Raw genomic sequence first — 20,186 nt, forward strand, 5'->3', positions numbered from 1 at the left:
CATACTCAGTCGCGAATAGCCAGCGAATATTCGAGGGGCGGCCATGCCAGATATTTTCGATCATATCGAGTGGAAGGTTCTGGAGATTTTCGGAGAAGAGCCTATCTGCGTACATGTGGGCAATGTCAAGGAGTGCGAGATCAAGCGGCATCCCACTTACGCGAAGTTCCGCACCGAGGCGATTTCGGCGGGAATCCGGTCTGCTTCGAGCTCCCGTCTGTGGGAATCCATTATCGCGATGGGAAGGTTGTGTGATCTGGACGGCGACGACACGTGGCGATTGGTCATTCTCGACTGCATTGTTCCCTGCTTTCGTTCGCTGTCCACGAAAATCTCTCGCGAATTTCAAGTTGAGCGGGAAGACCTTCGGTCCGCCATGGTGGCAACCGCATTGGAGGTATGGGAAAGTACTTCCATGGGCGTCTCACCGCGCCACATCAGGGACCGAATGGTCAAGGCGGCCTTCGATATGGCCTTCCGGCTTGGAAACGCCACCTGCTCCGAGCGCCTTCTGGATGACGTCGAGATACTGATCCAGCCAGAAACGTATGCCCAGGACTCCACATTGAGGTCGTCGTCGATCATCGATCTCAACAGTATCCGTGACGCCGATGTCGCGGAGCAGCTCCGAGGTGAGCGAATCGGTGCTTTGTTTCAAGTGCATGGCCACACCGACGTCCTTCGCGGTTTCCACAAAGGACTTCGCGACGGTAGCCGTTCGGGGTCAGTCGGCCGGGCGGCGAGGACTTCAGGGTTCTCCCGATCCTGGATATCTGACCCGAACCTCTACTACTATATCTCCGATCTCTACCCCTCGTTCATCGGACTCCGGGAAGCCGCAGCCGTTATAGGGGTCGCTGAGTCTGCTGCGCGTCGGCTCATCAGGGCAGGCCAGTTCCCTCTCCCTGCGGCGAGGGCGGGACGGGGCTACAAGATTTCAGTTAGGGCCCTCATGCATTTCAAGAACATTCCGGACACCATCGTCCATGTCGACGACGTTGAGAACGGTGCCCTACACGCGAGCGGCAGGCAATGAACCATGCTGCCGTCAGCCGAATACAGATTTGTCGACGAGACCTGCTTGGTTAGGGACGCTTCCATAGAAGTCCGGTAACTCTCCCAAGACAAGTTACGGAATCGAGCCAAGCACAGGGATGTCACCCTACGGCGATCGAGGATCTGCTGGGAGGGCCAGGACCCGGGCGGGCACCCTGCAACGTTGCCGTGCGAGCAAACTGATCGACACTCATTGGTAAGCCCTTCAGCTGTCTCTCGGGATCTCCTGTCGCCACCGCCTCTCCGCGAGTCGTTGGTTGCTCCGAACACGCGCAGATCGGTGGTCACCCCCGCGCGGCTACGATCGCCGGTCATGGACTGGCTGGAGCGCACCGCGAAACTGAGGCAGTGGACCAGAAGCGGGACCCGCGCTCCGCACAAGCCGTTGCTGTTGCTGTACGCCCTCGGTCGGTTCCAGCAGGATGCCTCCGGTGAACTGCGGTACAGCGCGGTGGAGGAGGATCTGCAGCGACTGCTGACCGAGTACGGTCCGCCGAACAGGACGACTCCGTCCTACCCGTTCCACCATCTGGTGAGCGACGGCGTGTGGGAGGTGCGCACCGATCGCGGACCGGGCAGCCCCGGCACCAGGGTGCGGGAGTTGCGGACCGCAGGGGCCGCAGGGCGGCTGGCGCCGGACCTGCGGGCGGCGCTGCGGCGTGAGCCGGCGCTTCTCGGCCGGATGGCACGGGTCTTGCTCGACCTGCACTTCCCCCCTTCACTCCACGCCGACCTGTGCGATTCCGTGGGCCTGGAGCTGGAGCCTGCGGAGACCGGATTCGGGCAGCCTTCGGACGCCGTGCGGAGGCGGCGGGATCCGCGGATGCGGGAACGGGTCTTGACGGCCTACGAGTACCGGTGCGCCTTCTGCGGCTACGACGGCAGGATCGGCACGGTGCCGGTCGGGCTGGAGGCCGCGCACGTACGCTGGTGGGCCTTCGACGGCCCGGACGACGTCGAGAACGGACTGTGTCTGTGCTCGCTGCACCACAAGCTCTTCGACATGGGCGTCCTCGGCATCGACGAAGGCCACCGCATCCTGGTCTCCCAACGCTTCGTCGGCCACAGCCACGCCGCCCGCGAGCACGTCATCGCGCTCGCCGACAGACCACTCGTCGGACCTCAACCGGGCGCCCGCCCTGTCGCCGCGATCCACCGCGCCTGGCACGCCAGCCAGGTCTTCCACGGCAGCCCTCGCCCCTCCACAGCCGTCTGATCGTTGCCCACCGATCGCCCGCCCGCTGGTAAGCGGCATGATACGGCGAGTATGGTCTCTTATATGGCCACGAAGAAGGTAACCGTCACGATCCCCGAGGATCTCCTGGACGAGATCCGTGCGGAAGCAGCAGAGCGGGGGTTGTCGGCCTACGTCGCCGAGGCGCTGCGCTTCAAGCGCGACCGGGACCGGCTCCTGGAACTGGTCGACTGGCTACAGGAAGAACACGGCCCCGTGACTGAGGACGAGCATGCGGCAGCTCTCGGCGAGCTGGAGGATCTCGACGCAGAACACGAGCGGCGCCGCGCCTCCGGACAGCGCAACGCTGGAGAAGCTGCGTGAAGAAGCGAGCCGGTGAGCACGGGCAGAGGCCGCTCCGTGTCTTCGTCCTGGACTGTGAAGCTCTGTCCCTGGCAGTGCGCGGTGATCGGAACATGATCGCCTGGCTCGACCTCGCAGCGCGAGGTGAGGCCGAGGTGGTGACGTCGCCGATGACCCTGGTCGAGGCGTACGACGGCAGAACGACAGAACAGCGCTGGGACTGGGTACTTTCCCGGCTCCAGGTCGCCGACATCGGGAAGGACGAGGCCCGCCAGGCACGCCGGCTCCTGGCCGATGCCGAGCTGCACGGCCACAAGTACGCGATCGACGCCGTACTCGCCGTGATCGCGCGACAGCAGAAGGGGCGGGTCACCGTCTTCACTTCGGACGTCGACGACCTGGAAAAGCTGGTCCCGGACACGGTCGTCGTCAAGAAGGTGTGACCGGACCCGCGCCCCTCAAGGGTCTGCAGGGTCTGCAGTTAGGACGGCACCAGCCCAGGTGCCAGGCATCCCGCACGGCCCCAAACGCCGGATCTCCGACCAGGACAGACGCGTCAGGGTGCGGTGGCCGAGCCGTCGTAGATGTTCTTCGGGGTGGCGACCGTGGTGATCGCGCGGGCGAGCAGGGTGGACGGCTCCTGGCCGGCGCTCAGGATGTCGGTGTTCATCATGACGACCAGGGTGGCCTTCTCCGAGGGCAGGTAGACCGTCACGGTCTCGTAGCCCGGGATGGAGCCGTTGTGGCCGATCCAGCCGTGGGTGTTGAGGATGCCTAGACCGTAGGTGGTGCCGGGGATGCCGGTGGGCAGCGTGTTGAGCCGCTGCTTCTGCGTCTCGGGGCTGAGCAGCTGACCGGTGGCGACGGACTTGGCCCAGATCCGCAGGTCGTGCAGGTTCGAGATCATCGCTCCCGCCGCCCAGGCCCAGCTGGGGTTCCAGTCCGTCGCGTCCGCGACCTCACCGCTCAGTGTCTGGTCGGTGTAGCCGCGCGGGTGCGGCTGCGGGAACTCGTTGCCCTGCGGGAACAGCGTGTGGCGCAGGTGCGCCGGGCGCAGCACGCGGTGGTGGATGAAGTCGGCGAGTGGGCGACCGCTCACCTTTTCGATCACCATGCCCAGCAGGACGAGGTTGGAGTTGGAGTACTGGAACTTCGCGCCCGGGGCGGAGGTGTTGCGGTGCTTGAATCCGTACGCGAGGGACTGGCGCGGGGTGAACGTGCGCTGCGGGTCGCTCAGGAGGTCCTGTACGAAGCCGGGGTCCTCGGTGTAGGGGAACAGGCCGCTGCGCATCTCCGCGAGGTGGCGCAGCGTGATGCGGTGACCGTTGGGCACACCCTTGACGTAGGTGGAGATCGGGTCGTCCAGCCCTGCCCGGCCCTCGTCCACGAGCTCCAGCAGCGCGGTGACGGTGAACGTCTTGGTCTCGCTGCCGATCCGGACGAAGGAGTCTGCGGCCATCGGCTCGCCGGTCCTGGTGTCGGCGACGCCCATGGAGCGGACGTAACACCCCTTGCCCGGCATCCACAGCCCGACGACGGCCCCGGGGATGTCCGCCTTCTTCCCGACCTCGTCCATGGCCTTGTCGAGGCGGGACGTGAGCTTGCGGCCGAGGCTGTTCGGGCAGTCGCCCTTGTCGGGGTGAACGGCGGTCGGCCGCTGCTCCGCCACGGCGGGATGGACCGCCGTCGGCGCCCACAGGGACGCGGCGAGCAGGGCTGCGCAGAGGGTACGGCGGGCGGTGGAACGTCTCATTCGAGGGCGCCTCTTCCAGACGGGGGGGGTGGACGTCACGAACATCACCACCTCGGCCCGCGCCACAGGTCCGACCGCTCGCCCCCATGTCGGGGAGTCCACTCGTTCGGCGCCACCGCATGTCACGCACCATCAAAATCAAGAGTTACGAGCGGTATCGAAAGTTACGAGTGGTACTGGAAGTTCCCGAAACCGGCCGAGCGTCCCGCACCGCAACTGTCGGCGCGTCCGGGGAGTCGTACCCGCCGTGACCGAAACACGTACACACCGCGGCCTGAGGTTGTCGCCCCCTTCATCCATGGCAGTGGGCTTCGGGAGTCTGGTCCTCGCGGCAGTGGGGAGTTGGAGCAACCTCCTGCTGCTCGTGAGGGGGCGGGTGGTTCCCGGGTGGGGAGTGAGTGCGGCTCTCCTTGTCATGGCGCTCGTTCTGCGGTGGGCTCTCGTCCGGGCTGGTCGCCTGGCGCCGGCGGATGCTGCGCGGCTCCCGCGCAAGCGAGCCGTGTGGGTACCTCTGGGGACTCGTGTACTGATCGTCACGGCGGTGCTCGGCACCGTGGGGGGAGCCGTGAACGATCTGGTCCTGGGCGCGGAGTATCACGTGCTGCGTCCCTCGGGGCCGGGAGGCTGCACGGCAGTGGTGCGTGAGGCGTCCTTTCTCATGAGCGGTGGTGGCGAGGCGTACGCCGTCGGGCGCACCGGTCTGGCGCTGGGCGCGGCGGGCTCCTGGGGCGTCGACGACGGCTATCGGCCCGTCCGCTCAGGCACGTACGCCTTGGACTGGGGGCGGGACGGTGGTCTTCTGCGGGTCAGCGGTACGAGCACCGACCCGGTCGTCAGCGGGGGATCCGTCGACATCGACTGCGGGTGGTGAGGCCGCCACCCGACGGCCGGTCATGACGACAGCAGCTTGGCCTTTGCCTCCGTAGTAGGTGTTGGCAGGATGCGCGGTCATGGGAGCGAGAGAGGGCAGTGATGAGGCGTACGTCGTCGGTCTGTGCGATCTGATACTCGGTGAGAGCGCCCTGACGCAGCACAAGTTCGCGTGGCTGCTGGGCGATCCCGGAACCAGTGGGCGCCGGGTCAGGTTGCCTGTCGATGCCTATTGGCCCGGCCATGGGCTCGTGGTCGAGTACCGCGAACTGCAGCACGACCAGCCGGTACCCCACTTCGACAAGCCGGACCTGCTCACTGTCAGCGGTGTTCACCGCGGCGAGCAGCGGGCCCTGTACGACGCCCGGCGGGACGTGGAGATTCCCGCGCACGGGCTGCGGCTGGTCGTCGTCCGGCCCGCGGATCTCGATGCCGACAGCCGCGGACGGCTGCGCCGCAGCGAGAAGGCCGATCTCGCGGCGCTGAAGAAGCTCCTGTCCCACGACACCGGCAATGGCAGAGGCAGAGGCAACAGCGGCGCTCGCATCAGCGACGAGGACCGGGTCGTCGATGCCTTCCGTGACTGGCTGCTCGCCGAGGGCTGGACGCCGGTCGACCCCACGGACCGGTGGACCGACCTCGAAGCCGTACGCGACGAGGAGCGGCTGATCTGTGAGGCCAAGGGGCGCACCAGCGACCCGGGCATCGACGCCGACATCGCCTACGGACAGCTGTTGCGGCGCATGACGAGCCAGGACCCGCGTACGCGATACGCGCTCGTCGTGCCCTCCTCATCCGTCAGGGCCGCCGAACGCGTCCCGGTTCATGTCCGGCAGCTGCTGCGCATCGACGTGTACGAGGTGACGGACAACGGGCAGGTGCGCCGACTCCCGTCAGCCGGATGACCCGCTCGTCCCGGCGCCTGGTCAGATCGGGACCGCCACCCCCGTGAACGTCGTTTCCGGGGTCTGGGGGGTCGTGAAGCGGGCGTTCACCAGGTACAGGCGGTTGGCGAAGCGGGCCGCTGTGGTGGGGATGTCGAAGCGGGGGTCCGTGATCGTGCCGGTCAGGGTGGCCCGGGTCGAGGAGCGGTTCAGGTGGAACACGCTGATCACGTTCAGGCGGTTCTGGACCACGTACAGCGTGCGGCCGATGCGGTAGAGGCCGTCGCCGTTCACGACGTCCGCCGCGCCGATCAGGGTGATGCGTGTGGCGTGGCCCGTAGCGACATTCACCTTGTACAGCTCGCCCGGGGTGCTCTTGACCACGATCAGGGCTCGGCCGTCGGGGGTCCCTACGACACCGTTGGCGTTGTTGACGTCCGGGAGCTGGACCCAGTCGCCGGTGAGCGGCAGGGTGCGTACGGCTCCGGAGCCGCCCCTCGGGACCCCGTACAGCGCTGCCGCGCGGGAGTCCGTGAACCATGCCCTGTCGCCCAGCAACGTCACATCGTTGATGAAGTGGCCCGTCGCCTCGCTCAGTTGGTGTGTTGCCACCACACTGCCCGTGCGGGAGTCGTGTGTACGGGCCACTCCCGTGTTGCCCGCCACGTACAACAGGCCGTCGTGGTCGAGTTTCAGGCCCACCGCCACCAGGCCCGTGCCGCCCGCGAAAAGGGTTTCACCCACGCCCGTACGCAGGTCGGTGCGGTGGATCGCGCCGTTCGCGCGTGAGCCCATGTACGCGTACGGCTCTCTGCCGATGGCTATCCCTTCGGGGAGGAAGCCGTTGGGGAGGGGGAACTCCGTCGGCCACCTCGGCGAGGACCTCCTCGCGGCGGCTGCGGTCGCCGTGCCTGTGCCGGTCGCCGCCGCTAACGCCGTGAGCGCCGCGCCGCCCAGGAGCGTTCGCCTGGAGGGGGTCGTTGCGTCGCGGGGCTCAATCGCCTTGCGGGTCGTGCGCGTCTCGTGTGGCATCGTTCCGGGCCTCCTTGGAGGGCTGAGAACTGCAACTCCGGTTGTGTACGCGACCGTTCCGGTGATGTCGGCCGCGCCGCTCGTTCATCCTGGCTCAACACCGGCGCTCCTCCCCCTCGCGTACCGCGTATCGACAGGGGATCGACAGCTTGGCCCGCGCGGGTGGATCGAGCACGCGGCGGCTCAGCCGTTCCAGCTCTCGTCGTACGGGTCCCGGGGGGCCTTGATCGGCTTGGTCTCCGTGACGTCCAGGAACGGGATGACCCCTTCGTTCACCGGGTCCTTCGTCCGCTTCCCGGTGTACGTGCCCGTGACCTCCAGCCAGGTGTCCGGGCGCAGGACCGTGGGCGTGTGGCCGGTCAGGCCTATCTTCACCGGCTGGGCGTCCGCCGCGCAGCAACTGAGCGCCATCCGCACCAGGTAGGGCGTGCCGTCACTGCCCATCGCCAGGAAACCCGCCGTCCTGATCCGGCGGTTGTCCAGGGAACGGCCGTGGTCGTACGCGGCCCGGCCCGCGTAGTCGACGAGGCTCAGGCGGACGGTGTCCCCCTTCGGCAGGTCGGCGAACCCCCACGGCTGCTTCTGCAGTGCCGTCCCCGTGCGCATCGCGCTGTACGAGCCGAGCGCCGGCGGGGCCACCAGGACGAGCGCCAGGAGGGGGAGGGTCATGAGCCACGCGATGCCGGGTTCCCGGTGAGCATGAGGGTGGGGGTGGGGGTGGGGGTGGGGGTCTGATTCGAGGTCGGAGTCGGGGTCGGGGGCGGAGTCCGTCCGGGGTCGGCGTTCGCGGCGGTCGTACCAGACCGTCGCGATCGCCGTCGCTATCAGGACCACCCCCGCCGCCAGCAGCAACGGCCTCAACCCCGCCTTGACGTACCGCAGATAGAGGTCGGTGAGGCCCGCGTGCAGGATCGCTCCGCCGGTGAGGAAGAGCACCGCTGCCTGTGCCTGGCGGTTCACAGGAGCACCGCCCCGACCAGGGACGACACCAGGACGGCCAGCACGAAGGTGGCGGGCGCGAAGCGCAGGGCGAAACCTCGGCCGAACGTCGCCGTCTGCATCGCGAAGAGTTTCAGGTCGATCATCGGGCCGACGACCAGGAAGGCCAGCCGGGCCGTCAGGGAGAACTGGGTGAGGGACGCGGCCACGAAGGCGTCCGCCTCGGAGCAGATGGACAGGAGTACGGCCAGGACCGCCAGGGCGAGGATCGACACCAGCATGTTGTCGGCGGCGTACCCGAGCCAGTCCGCCGGGACCACGGCCTTGAGCGTCGCCGCGGCCATCGCGCCGACCACCAGGAACCCTCCCGCGTGCATCACGTCGTGCCGTACCGACCCCCAGAACGCCGCCCCCTTGCCCTGGCCCTCCCAGGAGGGGCGCTCGGGCGGGCGCAGCCAGTCCGCGCGGCCCAGCCGGTGCCAGAGCCAGCCCATCGCGCAGGCCACCAGCAGGCTCGCCACGAAACGCGCCAGGACCATCTCCGGCTCGCCCGGGAACGCGACCGCGGTCGCCGTCAGCACGATCGGGTTGATCGCGGGCGCCGACAGCAGGAACGCCAGCGCCGCCGCGGGCGTGACACCTCTGCGCACCAGCGCCCCGGCCACCGGTACGGACGCGCACTCGCAGCCCGGCAGCACCGCTCCGGCCATGCCCGCGACCGGTACCGCGAGGGCCGGCCGCTTCGGCAGCGCGCGGGCGAAGAACGACGGCGGCACGAACACCGCGATGACCGCCGACAGCATCACGCCGAGCACCAGGAAGGGCAGCGCCTGCACGATCACCGCGACGAACACGGTCATCCAGCTCTGCATCACCGGTGCGGACAGCGCCCCGCGGATGGGGTCCTGGAGCACCACGCCCGCGAGCAGCAACATGGTGAGGACGAGGGGTGAGTTGAACTGCCACCCCTTCGACCCACCGGCTTCGGCCGTCACGTCCGCCGTCGCTTCGGCCTTCGCATCCGCCGTCGCGTCCGCCGTCGCGCCGGCCGTCGTGTCGCCCGTCTCGCGGTCCTCAACCCCGGGCGGCGCTGCGTTGGTTGTGGTCACGGGAGAGGTACCTCCGGTAGGGAAGGGCTTCGTCGGTGGATCGCCCTCCACCTTCAGTACGCCCGTTCCGGCACAGCTTCTCATCCCGGTACGCGGCCGGTTCGTGAAGGCGATTCCTGAAGGCGGTTCCTGAAGGCGGTCTCTGAAGCCGGTCCCCTCGCGGCAGGCCATCGTGCAACCGCCCGTACTCGTGAGGCAGTCTGTGCTGTTGTGGGGAGCCTTCCGAATCAGAGCGGAACGAACGAGCGCGGATCGAACGAGCGCGGGCCGGACGATCGCGGTGCGGACAACCGCGCCGCGCACATGGTGGTGTGCGGGGACGACGCCCTCGCGCACAGGCTCGCGGCCGAGTTGCGGGGCGTCTACAAGGAGCGGGTGACCCTGGTCGTGCCCTCCGCCGAGCGGACCGTGCGGCCCCCGGTCGTGGGACGGGCCCGCGCCTCGACGCTGCTCGACCGCGTGTCGGCCGCCATGACCCGGGCGGCGGCGGGCAACGGCGTCACCACCGCAGGCGGAAGCAGCAGCGGTGGTGCCACAGGCACCTCCGAAGGGCCGCGCGCCGAACAGGTGGTGGAGGCCGCCGTCCTGACCGAGGCCGTGCTCGCCGAGGCCGGGGTCGAGCACGCCCACGCGCTGGCCCTCGTCCATGACGACGACGAGACCAACATCCGCGCGGCCCTCATGGCCCGCCGGCTCAACCCGCGCCTCCGCCTGGTCATACGGCTCTACAACCGCCGTCTCGGCCAGCACATCGAGGCCCTGCTCGACCAGGCGTCCGCCCTGGCCATGGCGGGGATCGGGGAGGCCGCGGGCTCGCCCGCGCCCGGTCTCCTCGACGCCTCCACGACCGTACTCTCCGACGCGGACACCGCCGCGCCCGCGCTGGCCGCCACCGCCGTGGCCGGGACCAGCAAGGTCGTACAGACGGACGGGCTGATGCTGCGGGCCGTGGAACGGCAGCCGCCGGGGCCCGGGGAGGTCGCCGACCCCGGGCTGTGCACGCTGGCCCTGCTCTCGGCCACCACCAACGACCCGGCCGGCGCGGACGGTTCGGAGAGCAGCGGCGAGCACGGGCCGCGGCTGCTGCCCGACGAGGCGTCCGTGGCCGCCGCGACCGGCCGCGGCACGATCGTCCTGGAGACCGTGTCGTACTCCGCTCCCCCGCTGCCCGCCCGACGCGGTGTCCTGCCGGGCGGGATGTCCATCGGGCTGCCCCTCGGCAGGCTGTTCTCCCGGCGGCTGCGCTGGTCCTTCGCCGGTCTGGTGGCCTGTGTGGTCGCGCTCGCGGTCGCGTCCATGCTCGTCACGGGCGCCCATCCGCTGCACGCCACCTACCTCACCCTCCTCGACCTCTTCGCGATCAACGACCCCGCGCTCGACGACCCCCTCGGCCGCCAGATCCTCCAACTCCTGTCCGGACTCGTCGGGTTGCTGCTGCTTCCCGTACTCCTCGCCGCCGTCCTGGAGGGCCTCGGTACGTTCCGCAGCGGGACGGCGCTGCGCAAGCCGCCCCGGGGCCTCTCCGGTCACGTCGTCCTCCTCGGAGTCGGCAAGATCGGTACGCGGGTCCTCGCGCGCCTTCGCGAACTCCAGATCCCCGTGGTGTGCGTCGAGGCCGACCCGGAGGCACGCGGGCTCGCGCTGGCACGCCGGCTGCGCGTGCCCGTCGTCCTCGGTGACGTCACCCAGGAAGGCGTCCTGGAAGCCGCCAAGATCCACCGGGCGCACGCCCTGCTCGCCCTGACCAGCGCCGACACCACGAACCTCGAAGCCGCCCTGTACGCACGGTCGGTACGGCCCGATCTGCGCGTCGTCCTGCGCCTGTACGACGACGACTTCGCCACGGCCGTCTACCGCACCCTGCGCGCCACGCACCCCAACGCGCTCACCCGCAGCCGCAGCGTCTCCCATCTGGCCGCGCCCGCCTTCGCCGGAGCGATGATGGGCCGCCAGATCCTGGGGGCGATCCCCGTGGAACGCCGGGTGCTGCTCTTCGCGGCCCTGGACGTCGCGGGGCATCCGCATCTGGAGGGCCGTACCGTCGCCGAGGCGTTCCGTGCGGGGGCGTGGCGGGTCCTGGCCCTGGACACGGCGGTCCTGGACACCGCGGGTCCGGGCGGTCGCCGCCCCCGTCCGCCGGCCGACCCTGCCCCACCCGCGCCGAACGGCCCCGCGTCCCCGGCCCCGGCCCCGGCCTCGTCGGCTCCGGACCGCCCCTCGGGCCTGGTCTGGGACCTGCCCCCGAACTACGTGCTCGGCTCCGGCGACCGCGTGGTCATCGCCGCCACCCGGCGTGGCCTCGCGGAACTGCTGGGACGCGGCACCCGGGAACGTACGGTCGGCGGTGCCCCTTAGCTCCCCTTGGCCGGGCGCCGGAGCTGTGCCCCGCAAGGGGCGCGGGGAACTCCGCGACCAGCCCCCACCGGCCCGCAGGTCACCACCGACCCACAGTCACCACCGGCCCCCAGGTCATCACCGACCCGCAGGTCACCACCGGCCCTCAGATCACCACCGCGCTCCCCGCGGAGCGCCCCGCAGCGCTCCACCAACCGCACTCGCCCGTCGGCAATCACACCTGAACCGCTCCGGACCCCTCCTAACCCCTCCGCCCCGCCCAGAACGGCTCCGAACCCCTCCGTACCGCTCAGAACCGCTCCGAACTGCGGTGATTCGGGGCTCGGCCGCACCACGGCCCACTCCCGGCGGAGAGTTATCCACAGGCTGAGGGGCCCGTCAGCACGATGTCGTCCTGTGCGTGCAATATGGGGCCATGACTGAGAGCAACGGGGCCACCCCGCAAGAGGGAACCATGCCCGAATGGGAGAAGCGCTTCCGGGCGCCGCGGGTGTCCTTGCCGGACTGGGCGGAGGACGCCCCGCACCGGTCCCTGTTCGTGTCCAACGCGACAGGGACGTACGAGTTGTACGCATGGGACCGTGAGTCGGGCGCCCAGCGCCAGGTCACGGACCGGCCCAACGGGACGACGGACGGCGTGCTGTCGCCCGACGGCGAGTGGATCTGGTGGTTCGACGACAAGGACGGCGACGAGTTCGGCATCTGGCGCCGGCAGCCCTTCACCGCCGGGGCGGACGGTGAAGGCGGGTCCAGAGACCAGGACGGGTCCGGCGGCCAGGGCGGGCCGGCCGGTCCCGACGCACCCGCCGCTCCCGGCCTCGACCCCTCCTACCCCGCCGGACTCGCGCTCGGGCGGGACGGGCGGACGGCGATCGTCGGCAGGTCGACCGACGAGGACGGCTCGACGATCTACGTCAGCCGCACCGGCGAGGACCCCGTCGAGGTCTACCGGCACCGCGAGTCGGCGGGCGTAGGAGACCTCTCGCACGACGGCACGCTGATCGCGGTCGAGCACACCGAGCACGGTGACGCGATGCACTCCGCGCTGCGGGTGCTGCGGATGGACGGTTCGGCGGTCTCCGAACTGGACGACACCAAGGACGGCACGGCCGAGCTGGGCCTTGAGGTACTGGGCTTCGCCCCGGTGGCCGGGGACACGCGGCTGCTCGTCGGACACCAGCGGCGCGGGCGCTGGGAGCCGATGGTGTGGGACGTGGTCTCCGGCGAGGAGACGGATCTGGAGCTGACCTCGCAGCTGGACGGCGACCTGAGCGCCGAGTGGTATCCGGACGGCTCCGCCCTGCTCGTCGTCAACAGCTTCGAGGCGCGCAGCGAGCTGTGGCGGTTCGACCTGGCGACCCGCGGGCTGGAGCGGGTGCCGACGCCCAAGGGCTCGGTGTCGGGCGCGACCGCCCGCCCCGACGGCAGCGTGGAGTACCTGTGGTCGTCCTCCGCCGAGGCGCCGGTGGTCCGCTCGACGTCCGGCGAGGTCGTCCTCGATCCGCCCGGTATGAAGGCGCCGCGGTCGGTGCCCGTCGAGGACGTGTGGGTGACGGGTCCCGGCGGCCGTATCCACGCCCTGGTCCAGCGGCCGGCCGGAGCGAGCGGTCCCCTCCCGACCGTCTTCGACATCCACGGCGGCCCGACCTGGCACGACAGCGACTCGTTCGCGGCGGGCCCGGCGGCCTGGGTGGACCACGGGTACATGGTGATCCGGGTCAACTACCGGGGTTCCACGGGATACGGACGGGAGTGGACGGACGCCCTCAAGCACCGGGTCGGCCTGATCGAGCTGGAGGACATCGAGGCCGTACGGGAGTGGGCGGTCTCGTCCGGGTCCGCCGACCCGGACCGGCTGATCCTGACCGGCGGTTCCTGGGGCGGCTACCTCACCCTTCTCGGTCTGGGTACGCAGCCCGAGGCATGGGCGCTCGGTATCGCCGCGGTACCGGTCGCGGACTATGTGACGGCCTACCACGACGAGATGGAGGCCCTGAAGGCGATGGACCGCACGCTGCTCGGCGGCACTCCGGAGGAGGTTCCGGAGCGCTTCGAGGCGTCGTCCCCGCTGACGTACGTCGACGCGGTGAAGGCACCGGTCTACATCTCCGCCGGGGTCAACGACCCGCGCTGCCCGATCCGTCAGGTCGAGAACTACGTGGCCCGCCTGGCCTCGCGGGACGCGGACCACGAGGTGTACCGCTATGACGCGGGGCACGGTTCGCTGGTCGTGGACGAGCGGATCAAGCAGGTCCGGCTGGAGCTGGACTTCGCGGAGCGGCACCTGGGCGGCTGACCGCGCCGGGACCCTCGCGGGGAGGGCCGGGGCCGAGGCACCCCCCTCGGCCGTGCTCTCCGCGGGGCCCCGTACCTTTGGGGTTGTGTACCGGTTCCTGCTGACGCCCCGCTGGTGGGGGATCAACGTCTTCGTGCTGTTGGCCATCCCCTTCTGCGTGTTCATGGGGTCATGGCAGTTGGGGCGTTTCGAGGACCGCGTCCAGGACCATCGCGACGCAGGCGAACAGGCCTCGGCGGCCAGGACGCAGGCTCCCCGGCCGCTCGCCCGGCTGCTGCCCGTGGACAAGGAGACGTCGGGCAAGCAGGCCACGGCGACGGGCCGGTACGGGAAGCAGTTGCTCGTGCCCGGCCGGGAGCTGGACGACAAGCGGGGCTTCTACGTCCTGACGATGCTGCGCACCGACGACGGCAGGGCCCTGCCGGTGGTCCGGGGCTGGCTCGCCGGCGACGCCGACACCGCGAAGGCCCCGGCGGCTCCGGCCGGCGAGGTCACCGTGACCGGCGCGCTCCAGGCGTCGGAGACACCCGGGTCGAACGGCGTGCCCGCGGCCGGTGGGCTCCCCGCCGGACAGACCGGCGCGATCAGCTCGGCGTCCCTGGTGAACCTCGTGCCGTACAAGATGTACGACGCGTGGATCACGCTCGCCGAGGCCGACTCGGGGATGAAGGCCGTGCCCGCCGCGGCGCCTTCGGACACGGGCCTGGATCTGAAGGCCTTCCAGAACCTGGGTTACACCGGGGAGTGGTTCGTCTTCGCGGGCTTCGTGGTCTTCATGTGGTTCCGGCTGATGCGGCGCGAGGCGGAGTTCGCGCAGGACGCGGAGCTGGGCCTCGTGGAGGAGACTCCGGCGGAGACCGGCGCCACGAAGGTGACGTCCTCTTCGCCCACCTCGTCTTCGCCCACCTCGTCCACCACTGCCTGACACGGCCCGGCGCCGCTACCTGACGCCCGGGCCCGTCGTGGTCATGAACCGCCGTGGTCACAACCCGTCGTGGTCATGAACCGTCGTGGTCATGAACCGTCGTGGTCATGAACCGTCGTGGTCATGAACCGTCGTGGTCAGGAGCCGGCCAGCACGCCGGTCCGGTAGACCGTGCCGGCACACGCGTTGGACACGGTCGTCGAGGTCGCCGGTGCGCCGCCCGCGGCGACGTAGGTCACGCTGACGCTTCCGTCGACGGTCCCGTCAGCCCTCATGAGCTGCGTCTCCGTGCCGCTCGTGCCCTCCGAGGCCGTACCGCCGCTGGCCCCGGTGGGGTCCTCGGTGGGGGTCGGGTCGGGCGAGGGTTCCCCGCCGCCGCTGCCGCCGCCACTGGTCGGGCAGGTCGACGAGGGCACCCAGGCGAACTTCACGTTGTACGTCCCGCCCGGCGGCAGTACCAGGGAGGAGGCGTAGGTGGACGGGTCGGGCAGTCCGGCGGCGGCGTCGCCCGCCACGTGCAGAGCCGAGAAGAGCTGGGACTGGTCCGCGGCGCCCAGTCCGGCCGGCGACACCGAGCCGTCGCCGACGACCGTACAGCTGGCGGTGGAGACGTTGGTGACGGTGAAGGTGCCGTAGACCGCGCCGGTGGCGTCGGGTGCGCCGCCTCCGGCGGCGGCGGTGAGCTGCGTCGGTGCGCAGGTCGGCGCGCTCGCGGTGGAGGCCGTGGGCTGGGTGCCGGCGGTACCGCCGTCGCCTCCCTTGCCCTTGCCGGTCTCGTCCTTCTTGTCGCCCTTGCCGGAGCCCTTGGACGAACCCGAGGAATCGCCGGAGCCGCTTCCCGAGGAGGATTCCTTGCCCTCGTTCGCACCGCCCTGGGTCGCCGAGGTGGCGCCCGCCATGGACGGGTCGGCGTTGGAGCCCGTGGAGTTCGAGACGTGCAGGAGGGCCGGGACCGCCGTGCCGATGAAGAGCGCGGCGGCGGCCATGCCGACGAGGGCCTGGCGCTTGCGGGCCCGCCGTGCCGGTACCGCGCGCCGCAGATGGTCCAACGTGCCGTCGGTCGGCTCGATCTCCTCGACGGCCTGGTGCAGCAGCCGCCGCAGGGCCAGTTCGTCGGAGCCGAACACGTCCGGTCCTGCCCCGTCGGCGGCGAGACCGATACCCGGGACATCGGGGATGCCCGGGGTGCCAGCGGCGCCGGAACCATCAGCTCCGGACCCGCCCGAGCCGCTCAAGCCGCCCAAGTCTCCCGCGTCACCCAAGTCCCCGGCGTCCACAGAGGAGTCCTTCGAGGAGTCCTTCGAGAGCAGGGGCGAGATCTTGGTCGGTGCGTCGCCGGAAGCCTTCTCCGGTGTGCCGCCCGCGGCCTCGACCTCGGCCGGGGATGCGCCCGGCGCTTCGTCCGAGTCACCGGGGTCTACAGGTTCGACCGGTTCGACCTGCTCGACCTGCTCGACCTGCTCGTCCGAGGCGTCCGAGGGACCATCCGTCGAGCGGTCCGACGGGCGGCCTTCCATGTCCGTGTGGCCCGACTCTTCCGGGCCCGAGTTCTCCGAGGGGCCGTGATTCACAGTTCCGTTCCCAGCGTGCTGCTCTTGCTCGTCGTCGCCGAGGCGACCGTGCTCGTCGTGGCGTGCTCGCTCGTCGTGCCCGCTCATGCCGGCGCCTCCATGGCGACGCGCAGCGCGGCGATGCCGCGCGACCCGTACGCCTTCACGGAGCCCAGGGAGACACCGAGGGTCTCGGCGACCTGCGCCTCGGTCATGTCCGCGAAGTACCGCAGGACCAGGACCTCGCGCTGGCGTCTCTGGAGCCCCTTCATCGCCTTGATCAGGGCGTCGCGCTCCAGTTGGTCGTACGCGCCCTCCTCCGCGCTCGCCATGTCGGGCATCGGCTTGGAGAGGAGCTTCAGGCCGAGGATGCGCCGACGCAGCGCGGAGCGCGAGAGGTTGACGACGGTCTGGCGCAGATAGGCGAGCGTCTTCTCCGGGTCGCGCACGCGCTTGCGCGCCGAGTGCACCCGGATGAAGGCCTCCTGGACGACGTCCTCGCACGAGGCGGTGTCGTCGAGGAGGAGCGCCGCGAGGCCGAGGAGCGACCTGTAGTGGGCGCGGTAGGTCTCGGTGAGATGGTCGACGGTCGTGCCGGCCGCCAGTGCCTCGTCAGCGCCTTCACGCTGATTCGGGATGCGGGCCGGCCGCGCTGCGGGCATGGGGGCGATCACCGGCATGCCGCCGCCGGACGCGCCGGACGTGCGGGGTCGGCGGGGCGGACGGAGAGCAGTGCCCCGCGTCGCCACAGTGAATTCGAGAACCTCAGCCACGCCAGTTGGACACGCGTACCCCCATCGGGGTTGTACGCGACAGGCATCACGTTTGTGCAGGACCTCATGCCGGACCGTGCGCTAAGTGTCCTCATACGTAAAAGCCCATCCCCTATGCCCCATATGAACGTGGCGTCCGGTCACCCCTGAAGGGCGACCGCAAAGACGCTCCCCGCCCTCCGCGCGGTTGCGGAGAACGGGGAGAAAAATCTTCGAACGCCAGAGGCTTGGCTTCAGTGGTCCGGACCACAGCTTCGAACCCGATCGAACCACAGAAGTCGCACAGATCCTACAAAAGATTCAACTAACGACCGGCGGATTTCCTGTCCCGGGCCGGAGGCGGAGGCTCCTGGCGCAGGTCAGAGCTCCGCCGCCACCAGTTCCGCGATCTGAGCGGTGTTCAGGGCCGCGCCCTTGCGCAGGTTGTCGCCGCAGACGAAGAGCTCCAGCGCCGTCGGGTCGTCGAGGGCCCGGCGTACCCGCCCGACCCAGGTGGGGTCCGTACCGACCACGTCGGCCGGCGTCGGGAACTCCCCCGCCTCGGGATTGTCGAAGAGCACCACCCCGGGCGCCGTGGCGATGATCTCCCGCGCCCTGCCCACCGTCACCTCGCCCTGGAAACGGGCGTGGACGGTCAGGGAGTGCACGGTGACGACCGGCACACGGACGCAGGTGACGGCGACGGGCAGGTTCGGCAGTCCGAGGATCTTGCGGGACTCGTCCCGCACCTTCATCTCCTCCGAGGACCAGCCGTCCTCGCGCACGGTCCCGGCCCACGGCACCACGTTGAGCGCCACCGGCTCGGGGAACGGCCCGGTGTTGTCCCCCACGGCCCGCCGTACGTCACCGGGGGTCGTCCCCAGTTCCGTACCGGCGACGAGTTTCAGCTGCTGCCGCAGGGTGTCGACTCCGCGCTGCCCGGCCCCGCTCACCGCCTGGTACGAGGACACCACCAGCTCGCGCAGCCCGAACTCGGCGTGCAGCGCGCCCAGCGCCACGATCATCGACAGGGTCGTGCAGTTGGGGTTGGCGATGATGCCGCGCGGCCGGACGCGGGCGGCGTGCGGATTGACCTCGGGCACCACGAGCGGCACCTCGGGGTCCATCCGGAACGCGCCCGAGTTGTCGACCACGACGGCGCCCTTGGCGGCGGCCACCGGCGCCCAGCGCCCGGCCACCTCGTCGGGTACGTCGAACATGGCGACGTCGACCCCGTCGAAGGCCTCCTCCGTCAGGGCCACCACCTCGACCTGCTCGCCGCGCACGGCCAGCTTGCGGCCGGCCGAGCGCGGTGAGGCGATCAGACGGATCTCGCCCCAGATGTCCGCGTGCTGGGACAGGATCTGGAGCATGACCGTGCCGACGGCTCCGGTCGCGCCCACGACCGCGAGCGTCGGCCGCCCGGTCATCGTCGTACGCCTCCGTACGGGGGGACGGTCATCGTCCGGTGCCTCCGTAGACGACGGCCTCGTCGCTGTCGGAGTCGAGCCCGAAGGCGCTGTGCACGGCGCGCACGGCTTCGTTGACGTCGTCCTGGCGGGTGACGACCGAGATGCGGATCTCGGAGGTCGAGATCAGCTCGATGTTGACGCCCGCGTCGGACAGCGCCTGGAAGAACGAGGCGGTGACGCCCGGGTTGGTCTTCATGCCCGCGCCGACCAGGGAGATCTTGCCGATCTGGTCGTCGTAGCGCAGCGACTCGAAGCCGATCGCGCCCTTCGCCTTCTCCAGGGCCTCGATGGCCTTGTGGCCCTCGGCCTTGGGGAGGGTGAAGGAGATGTCCGTGAGGCCCGTGGAGGCCGCGGACACGTTCTGCACGATCATGTCGATGTTGATCTCGGCGTCCGCGATCGTCCGGAAGATCACCGCGGCCTCGCCCGGCTTGTCCGGGACGCCGACGACCGTGATCTTGGCTTCGGAGATGTCGTGCGCGACTCCGGAGATGATGGCGTGCTCCACCTGCGCGTCCCCTTGCGGATTCTCGTTGCTGACCCAGGTGCCGCGCAGTCCCGAGAAGGACGAGCGGACGTGGATCGGGATGTTGTATCGGCGTGCGTACTCGACGCAGCGGTGCAGCAGCACCTTGGAGCCCGAGGCGGCGAGCTCCAGCATGTCCTCGGAAGAGATCCAGTCCATCTTCCGGGCCTTCTTCACCACGCGGGGGTCGGCGGTGAACACACCGTCGACGTCCGTGTAGATCTCGCAGACCTCGGCGTCGAGGGCGGCGGCGAGGGCGACGGCCGTGGTGTCGGAACCGCCGCGCCCGAGCGTGGTGATGTCCTTCTTGTCCTGGCTGACGCCCTGGAACCCGGCGACGATCGCGATGTTGCCCTCGTCGAGCGCCGTCCTGATGCGGCCCGGCGTGACATCGATGATGCGCGCTTTGTTGTGGACGGAGTCGGTGATCACGCCTGCCTGGCTGCCGGTGAAGCTCTGGGCCTCGTGGCCCAGGTTCTTGATCGCCATGGCCAGCAGGGCCATCGAGATCCGCTCTCCCGCTGTCAGCAGCATGTCGAACTCACGCCCGGCAGGGATCGGCGATACCTGCTCGGCGAGATCGATCAGCTCGTCCGTCGTGTCACCCATCGCCGACACCACGACAACGACCTGATGGCCGTTCTTCTTGGCGTCGACGATTCGCTTGGCGACACGCTTGATGCCCTCGGCATCGGCTACGGAGGAACCTCCGTACTTCTGCACGACAAGGCCCACGTGCGCTCCTCGCTCAGTCCGTCTCGTACCGCACGACTGCGGTCGGCTCAGTCTAACGAGCGGCCGAATTCCACCCGAGTGATATCGCATCGTGAGATGTCCCGCTCACGTGTTGATCACCCGGTCCGGTCGGGTCCTGTCCCGCGGTCGGCCGGTCGGTCGGCTCCCGCGGTCCGGCCCTCCGGCCGCTCCAGGACCGCATCTGCCCGTCCCGGACGCACCTCACTCGCAAAGTGCCCCTAGTCACACGGCCGGCGCGATATGTCCGGGCGGAAAGGGGCACGGCGCGAGATCGGGGCGGGGGCCGGGGGGGGGGGGCCGGGGCCCCCCCCCCCCCCCCCCCCCCAACCCCCCCGCCAGGTGCGCGCGCCCGGGGGGGATAAAGGACAAAGACA

General features: G+C 69.9%; 17 protein-coding genes. 9 read left to right on the plus strand and 8 right to left on the minus strand.

The genetic code is table 11. The features are described from left to right. The first annotated feature begins 43 nt into the window (after positions 1-43). The 4 genes from ACFVH5_RS15285 to ACFVH5_RS15300 all read left to right on the plus strand — a co-directional run bounded on the left by ACFVH5_RS15285 (position 44) and on the right by ACFVH5_RS15300 (position 3,036). Complete coding sequence (locus tag ACFVH5_RS15285) at positions 44-1,036, plus strand: helix-turn-helix domain-containing protein (RefSeq protein WP_385834146.1); 993 nt, start codon at positions 44-46, stop codon at positions 1,034-1,036. 333 nt (positions 1,037-1,369) lie between these two features. Further along, the gene (locus ACFVH5_RS15290; RefSeq protein WP_385834147.1) at positions 1,370-2,272 is read left to right on the plus strand and encodes a phosphorothioated DNA-binding restriction endonuclease; all 903 of its coding nucleotides are present in this window, start codon (positions 1,370-1,372) and stop codon (positions 2,270-2,272) included. 63 nt (positions 2,273-2,335) lie between these two features. Beyond that, complete coding sequence (locus ACFVH5_RS15295; RefSeq protein ID WP_385834148.1) at positions 2,336-2,614, plus strand: CopG family transcriptional regulator; 279 nt, start codon at positions 2,336-2,338, stop codon at positions 2,612-2,614. Next, positions 2,611-3,036 (plus strand): PIN domain-containing protein, encoded by a 426-nt coding sequence (locus tag ACFVH5_RS15300; protein WP_385834150.1) that lies wholly within the window; start codon positions 2,611-2,613, stop codon positions 3,034-3,036. Before ACFVH5_RS15295 ends, ACFVH5_RS15300 begins: the two co-directional genes overlap by 4 nt. 113 nt (positions 3,037-3,149) lie before the next feature. Here ACFVH5_RS15300 and ACFVH5_RS15305 read toward each other — a convergent pair whose 3' ends face one another. Next, entirely contained in the window at positions 3,150-4,346 is a 1,197-nt protein-coding gene (locus ACFVH5_RS15305) for a serine hydrolase domain-containing protein (protein WP_385834151.1), read from the minus strand. A 565-nt stretch (positions 4,347-4,911) separates the two neighbouring features. Here ACFVH5_RS15305 and ACFVH5_RS15310 point away from each other — a divergent pair. Together ACFVH5_RS15310 and ACFVH5_RS15315 are read left to right on the plus strand one after the other, a co-directional pair. Beyond that, positions 4,912-5,217 carry a hypothetical protein gene (locus ACFVH5_RS15310; protein ID WP_385834152.1) on the plus strand — a complete coding sequence of 102 codons (306 nt, stop codon included), beginning with the start codon at positions 4,912-4,914 and terminating at the stop codon, positions 5,215-5,217. A gap of 79 nt (positions 5,218-5,296) precedes the next feature. After that, positions 5,297-6,121, plus strand: coding sequence for a hypothetical protein (locus ACFVH5_RS15315; RefSeq protein ID WP_385834154.1), 825 nt, complete (start codon positions 5,297-5,299; stop codon positions 6,119-6,121). Positions 6,122-6,142: 21 nt separating this feature from the next. Here ACFVH5_RS15315 and ACFVH5_RS15320 read toward each other — a convergent pair whose 3' ends face one another. The 3 genes from ACFVH5_RS15320 to ACFVH5_RS15330 form a co-directional block, all read right to left on the minus strand. Next, a complete protein-coding gene (locus ACFVH5_RS15320; protein ID WP_385834155.1) occupies positions 6,143-7,132 on the minus strand; it encodes an SMP-30/gluconolactonase/LRE family protein in 990 nt (329 codons plus the stop codon). 183 nt (positions 7,133-7,315) lie between these two features. Next, the gene (locus tag ACFVH5_RS15325; protein ID WP_385834156.1) at positions 7,316-8,092 is read right to left on the minus strand and encodes a TIGR03943 family putative permease subunit; all 777 of its coding nucleotides are present in this window, start codon (positions 8,090-8,092) and stop codon (positions 7,316-7,318) included. Then, positions 8,089-9,180: a permease gene (locus tag ACFVH5_RS15330; protein WP_385834157.1), complete on the minus strand. Its 1,092-nt coding sequence runs from the start codon at positions 9,178-9,180 to the stop codon at positions 8,089-8,091. Before ACFVH5_RS15330 ends, ACFVH5_RS15325 begins: the two co-directional genes overlap by 4 nt. A gap of 303 nt (positions 9,181-9,483) precedes the next feature. Here ACFVH5_RS15330 and ACFVH5_RS15335 point away from each other — a divergent pair, with 303 nt between their 5' ends. From ACFVH5_RS15335 to ACFVH5_RS15345, 3 genes are all read left to right on the plus strand, one after another. After that, entirely contained in the window at positions 9,484-11,535 is a 2,052-nt protein-coding gene (locus tag ACFVH5_RS15335; protein WP_385834165.1) for an NAD-binding protein, read from the plus strand. A 415-nt stretch (positions 11,536-11,950) separates the two neighbouring features. Further along, positions 11,951-13,831, plus strand: a complete 1,881-nt coding sequence (locus ACFVH5_RS15340; RefSeq protein WP_385834158.1) for a prolyl oligopeptidase family serine peptidase — start codon at positions 11,951-11,953, stop codon at positions 13,829-13,831. An 85-nt stretch (positions 13,832-13,916) separates the two neighbouring features. Continuing rightward, positions 13,917-14,756 (plus strand): SURF1 family protein, encoded by an 840-nt coding sequence (locus tag ACFVH5_RS15345; RefSeq protein ID WP_385834159.1) that lies wholly within the window; start codon positions 13,917-13,919, stop codon positions 14,754-14,756. 137 nt (positions 14,757-14,893) lie between these two features. Here ACFVH5_RS15345 and ACFVH5_RS15350 read toward each other — a convergent pair whose 3' ends face one another. From ACFVH5_RS15350 to ACFVH5_RS15365, 4 genes are all read right to left on the minus strand, one after another. Next, positions 14,894-16,414, minus strand: coding sequence for a hypothetical protein (locus ACFVH5_RS15350; RefSeq protein WP_385834160.1), 1,521 nt, complete (start codon positions 16,412-16,414; stop codon positions 14,894-14,896). Then, a complete protein-coding gene (locus ACFVH5_RS15355) occupies positions 16,411-16,986 on the minus strand; it encodes a SigE family RNA polymerase sigma factor (RefSeq protein ID WP_384815295.1) in 576 nt (191 codons plus the stop codon). Before ACFVH5_RS15355 ends, ACFVH5_RS15350 begins: the two co-directional genes overlap by 4 nt. Before the next feature lie 452 nt (positions 16,987-17,438). Continuing rightward, on the minus strand, positions 17,439-18,488 hold the full coding sequence (locus tag ACFVH5_RS15360) for an aspartate-semialdehyde dehydrogenase (protein WP_384815298.1): 1,050 nt from the start codon (positions 18,486-18,488) through the stop codon (positions 17,439-17,441). Between the two features lie 28 nt (positions 18,489-18,516). Then, the gene (locus tag ACFVH5_RS15365; protein ID WP_385834161.1) at positions 18,517-19,791 is read right to left on the minus strand and encodes an aspartate kinase; all 1,275 of its coding nucleotides are present in this window, start codon (positions 19,789-19,791) and stop codon (positions 18,517-18,519) included. Positions 19,792-20,186: the final 395 nt, after the last annotated feature.

This window comes from Streptomyces sp. NPDC127119, from assembly GCF_042677425.1.
Classification (GTDB): domain Bacteria; phylum Actinomycetota; class Actinomycetes; order Streptomycetales; family Streptomycetaceae; genus Streptomyces.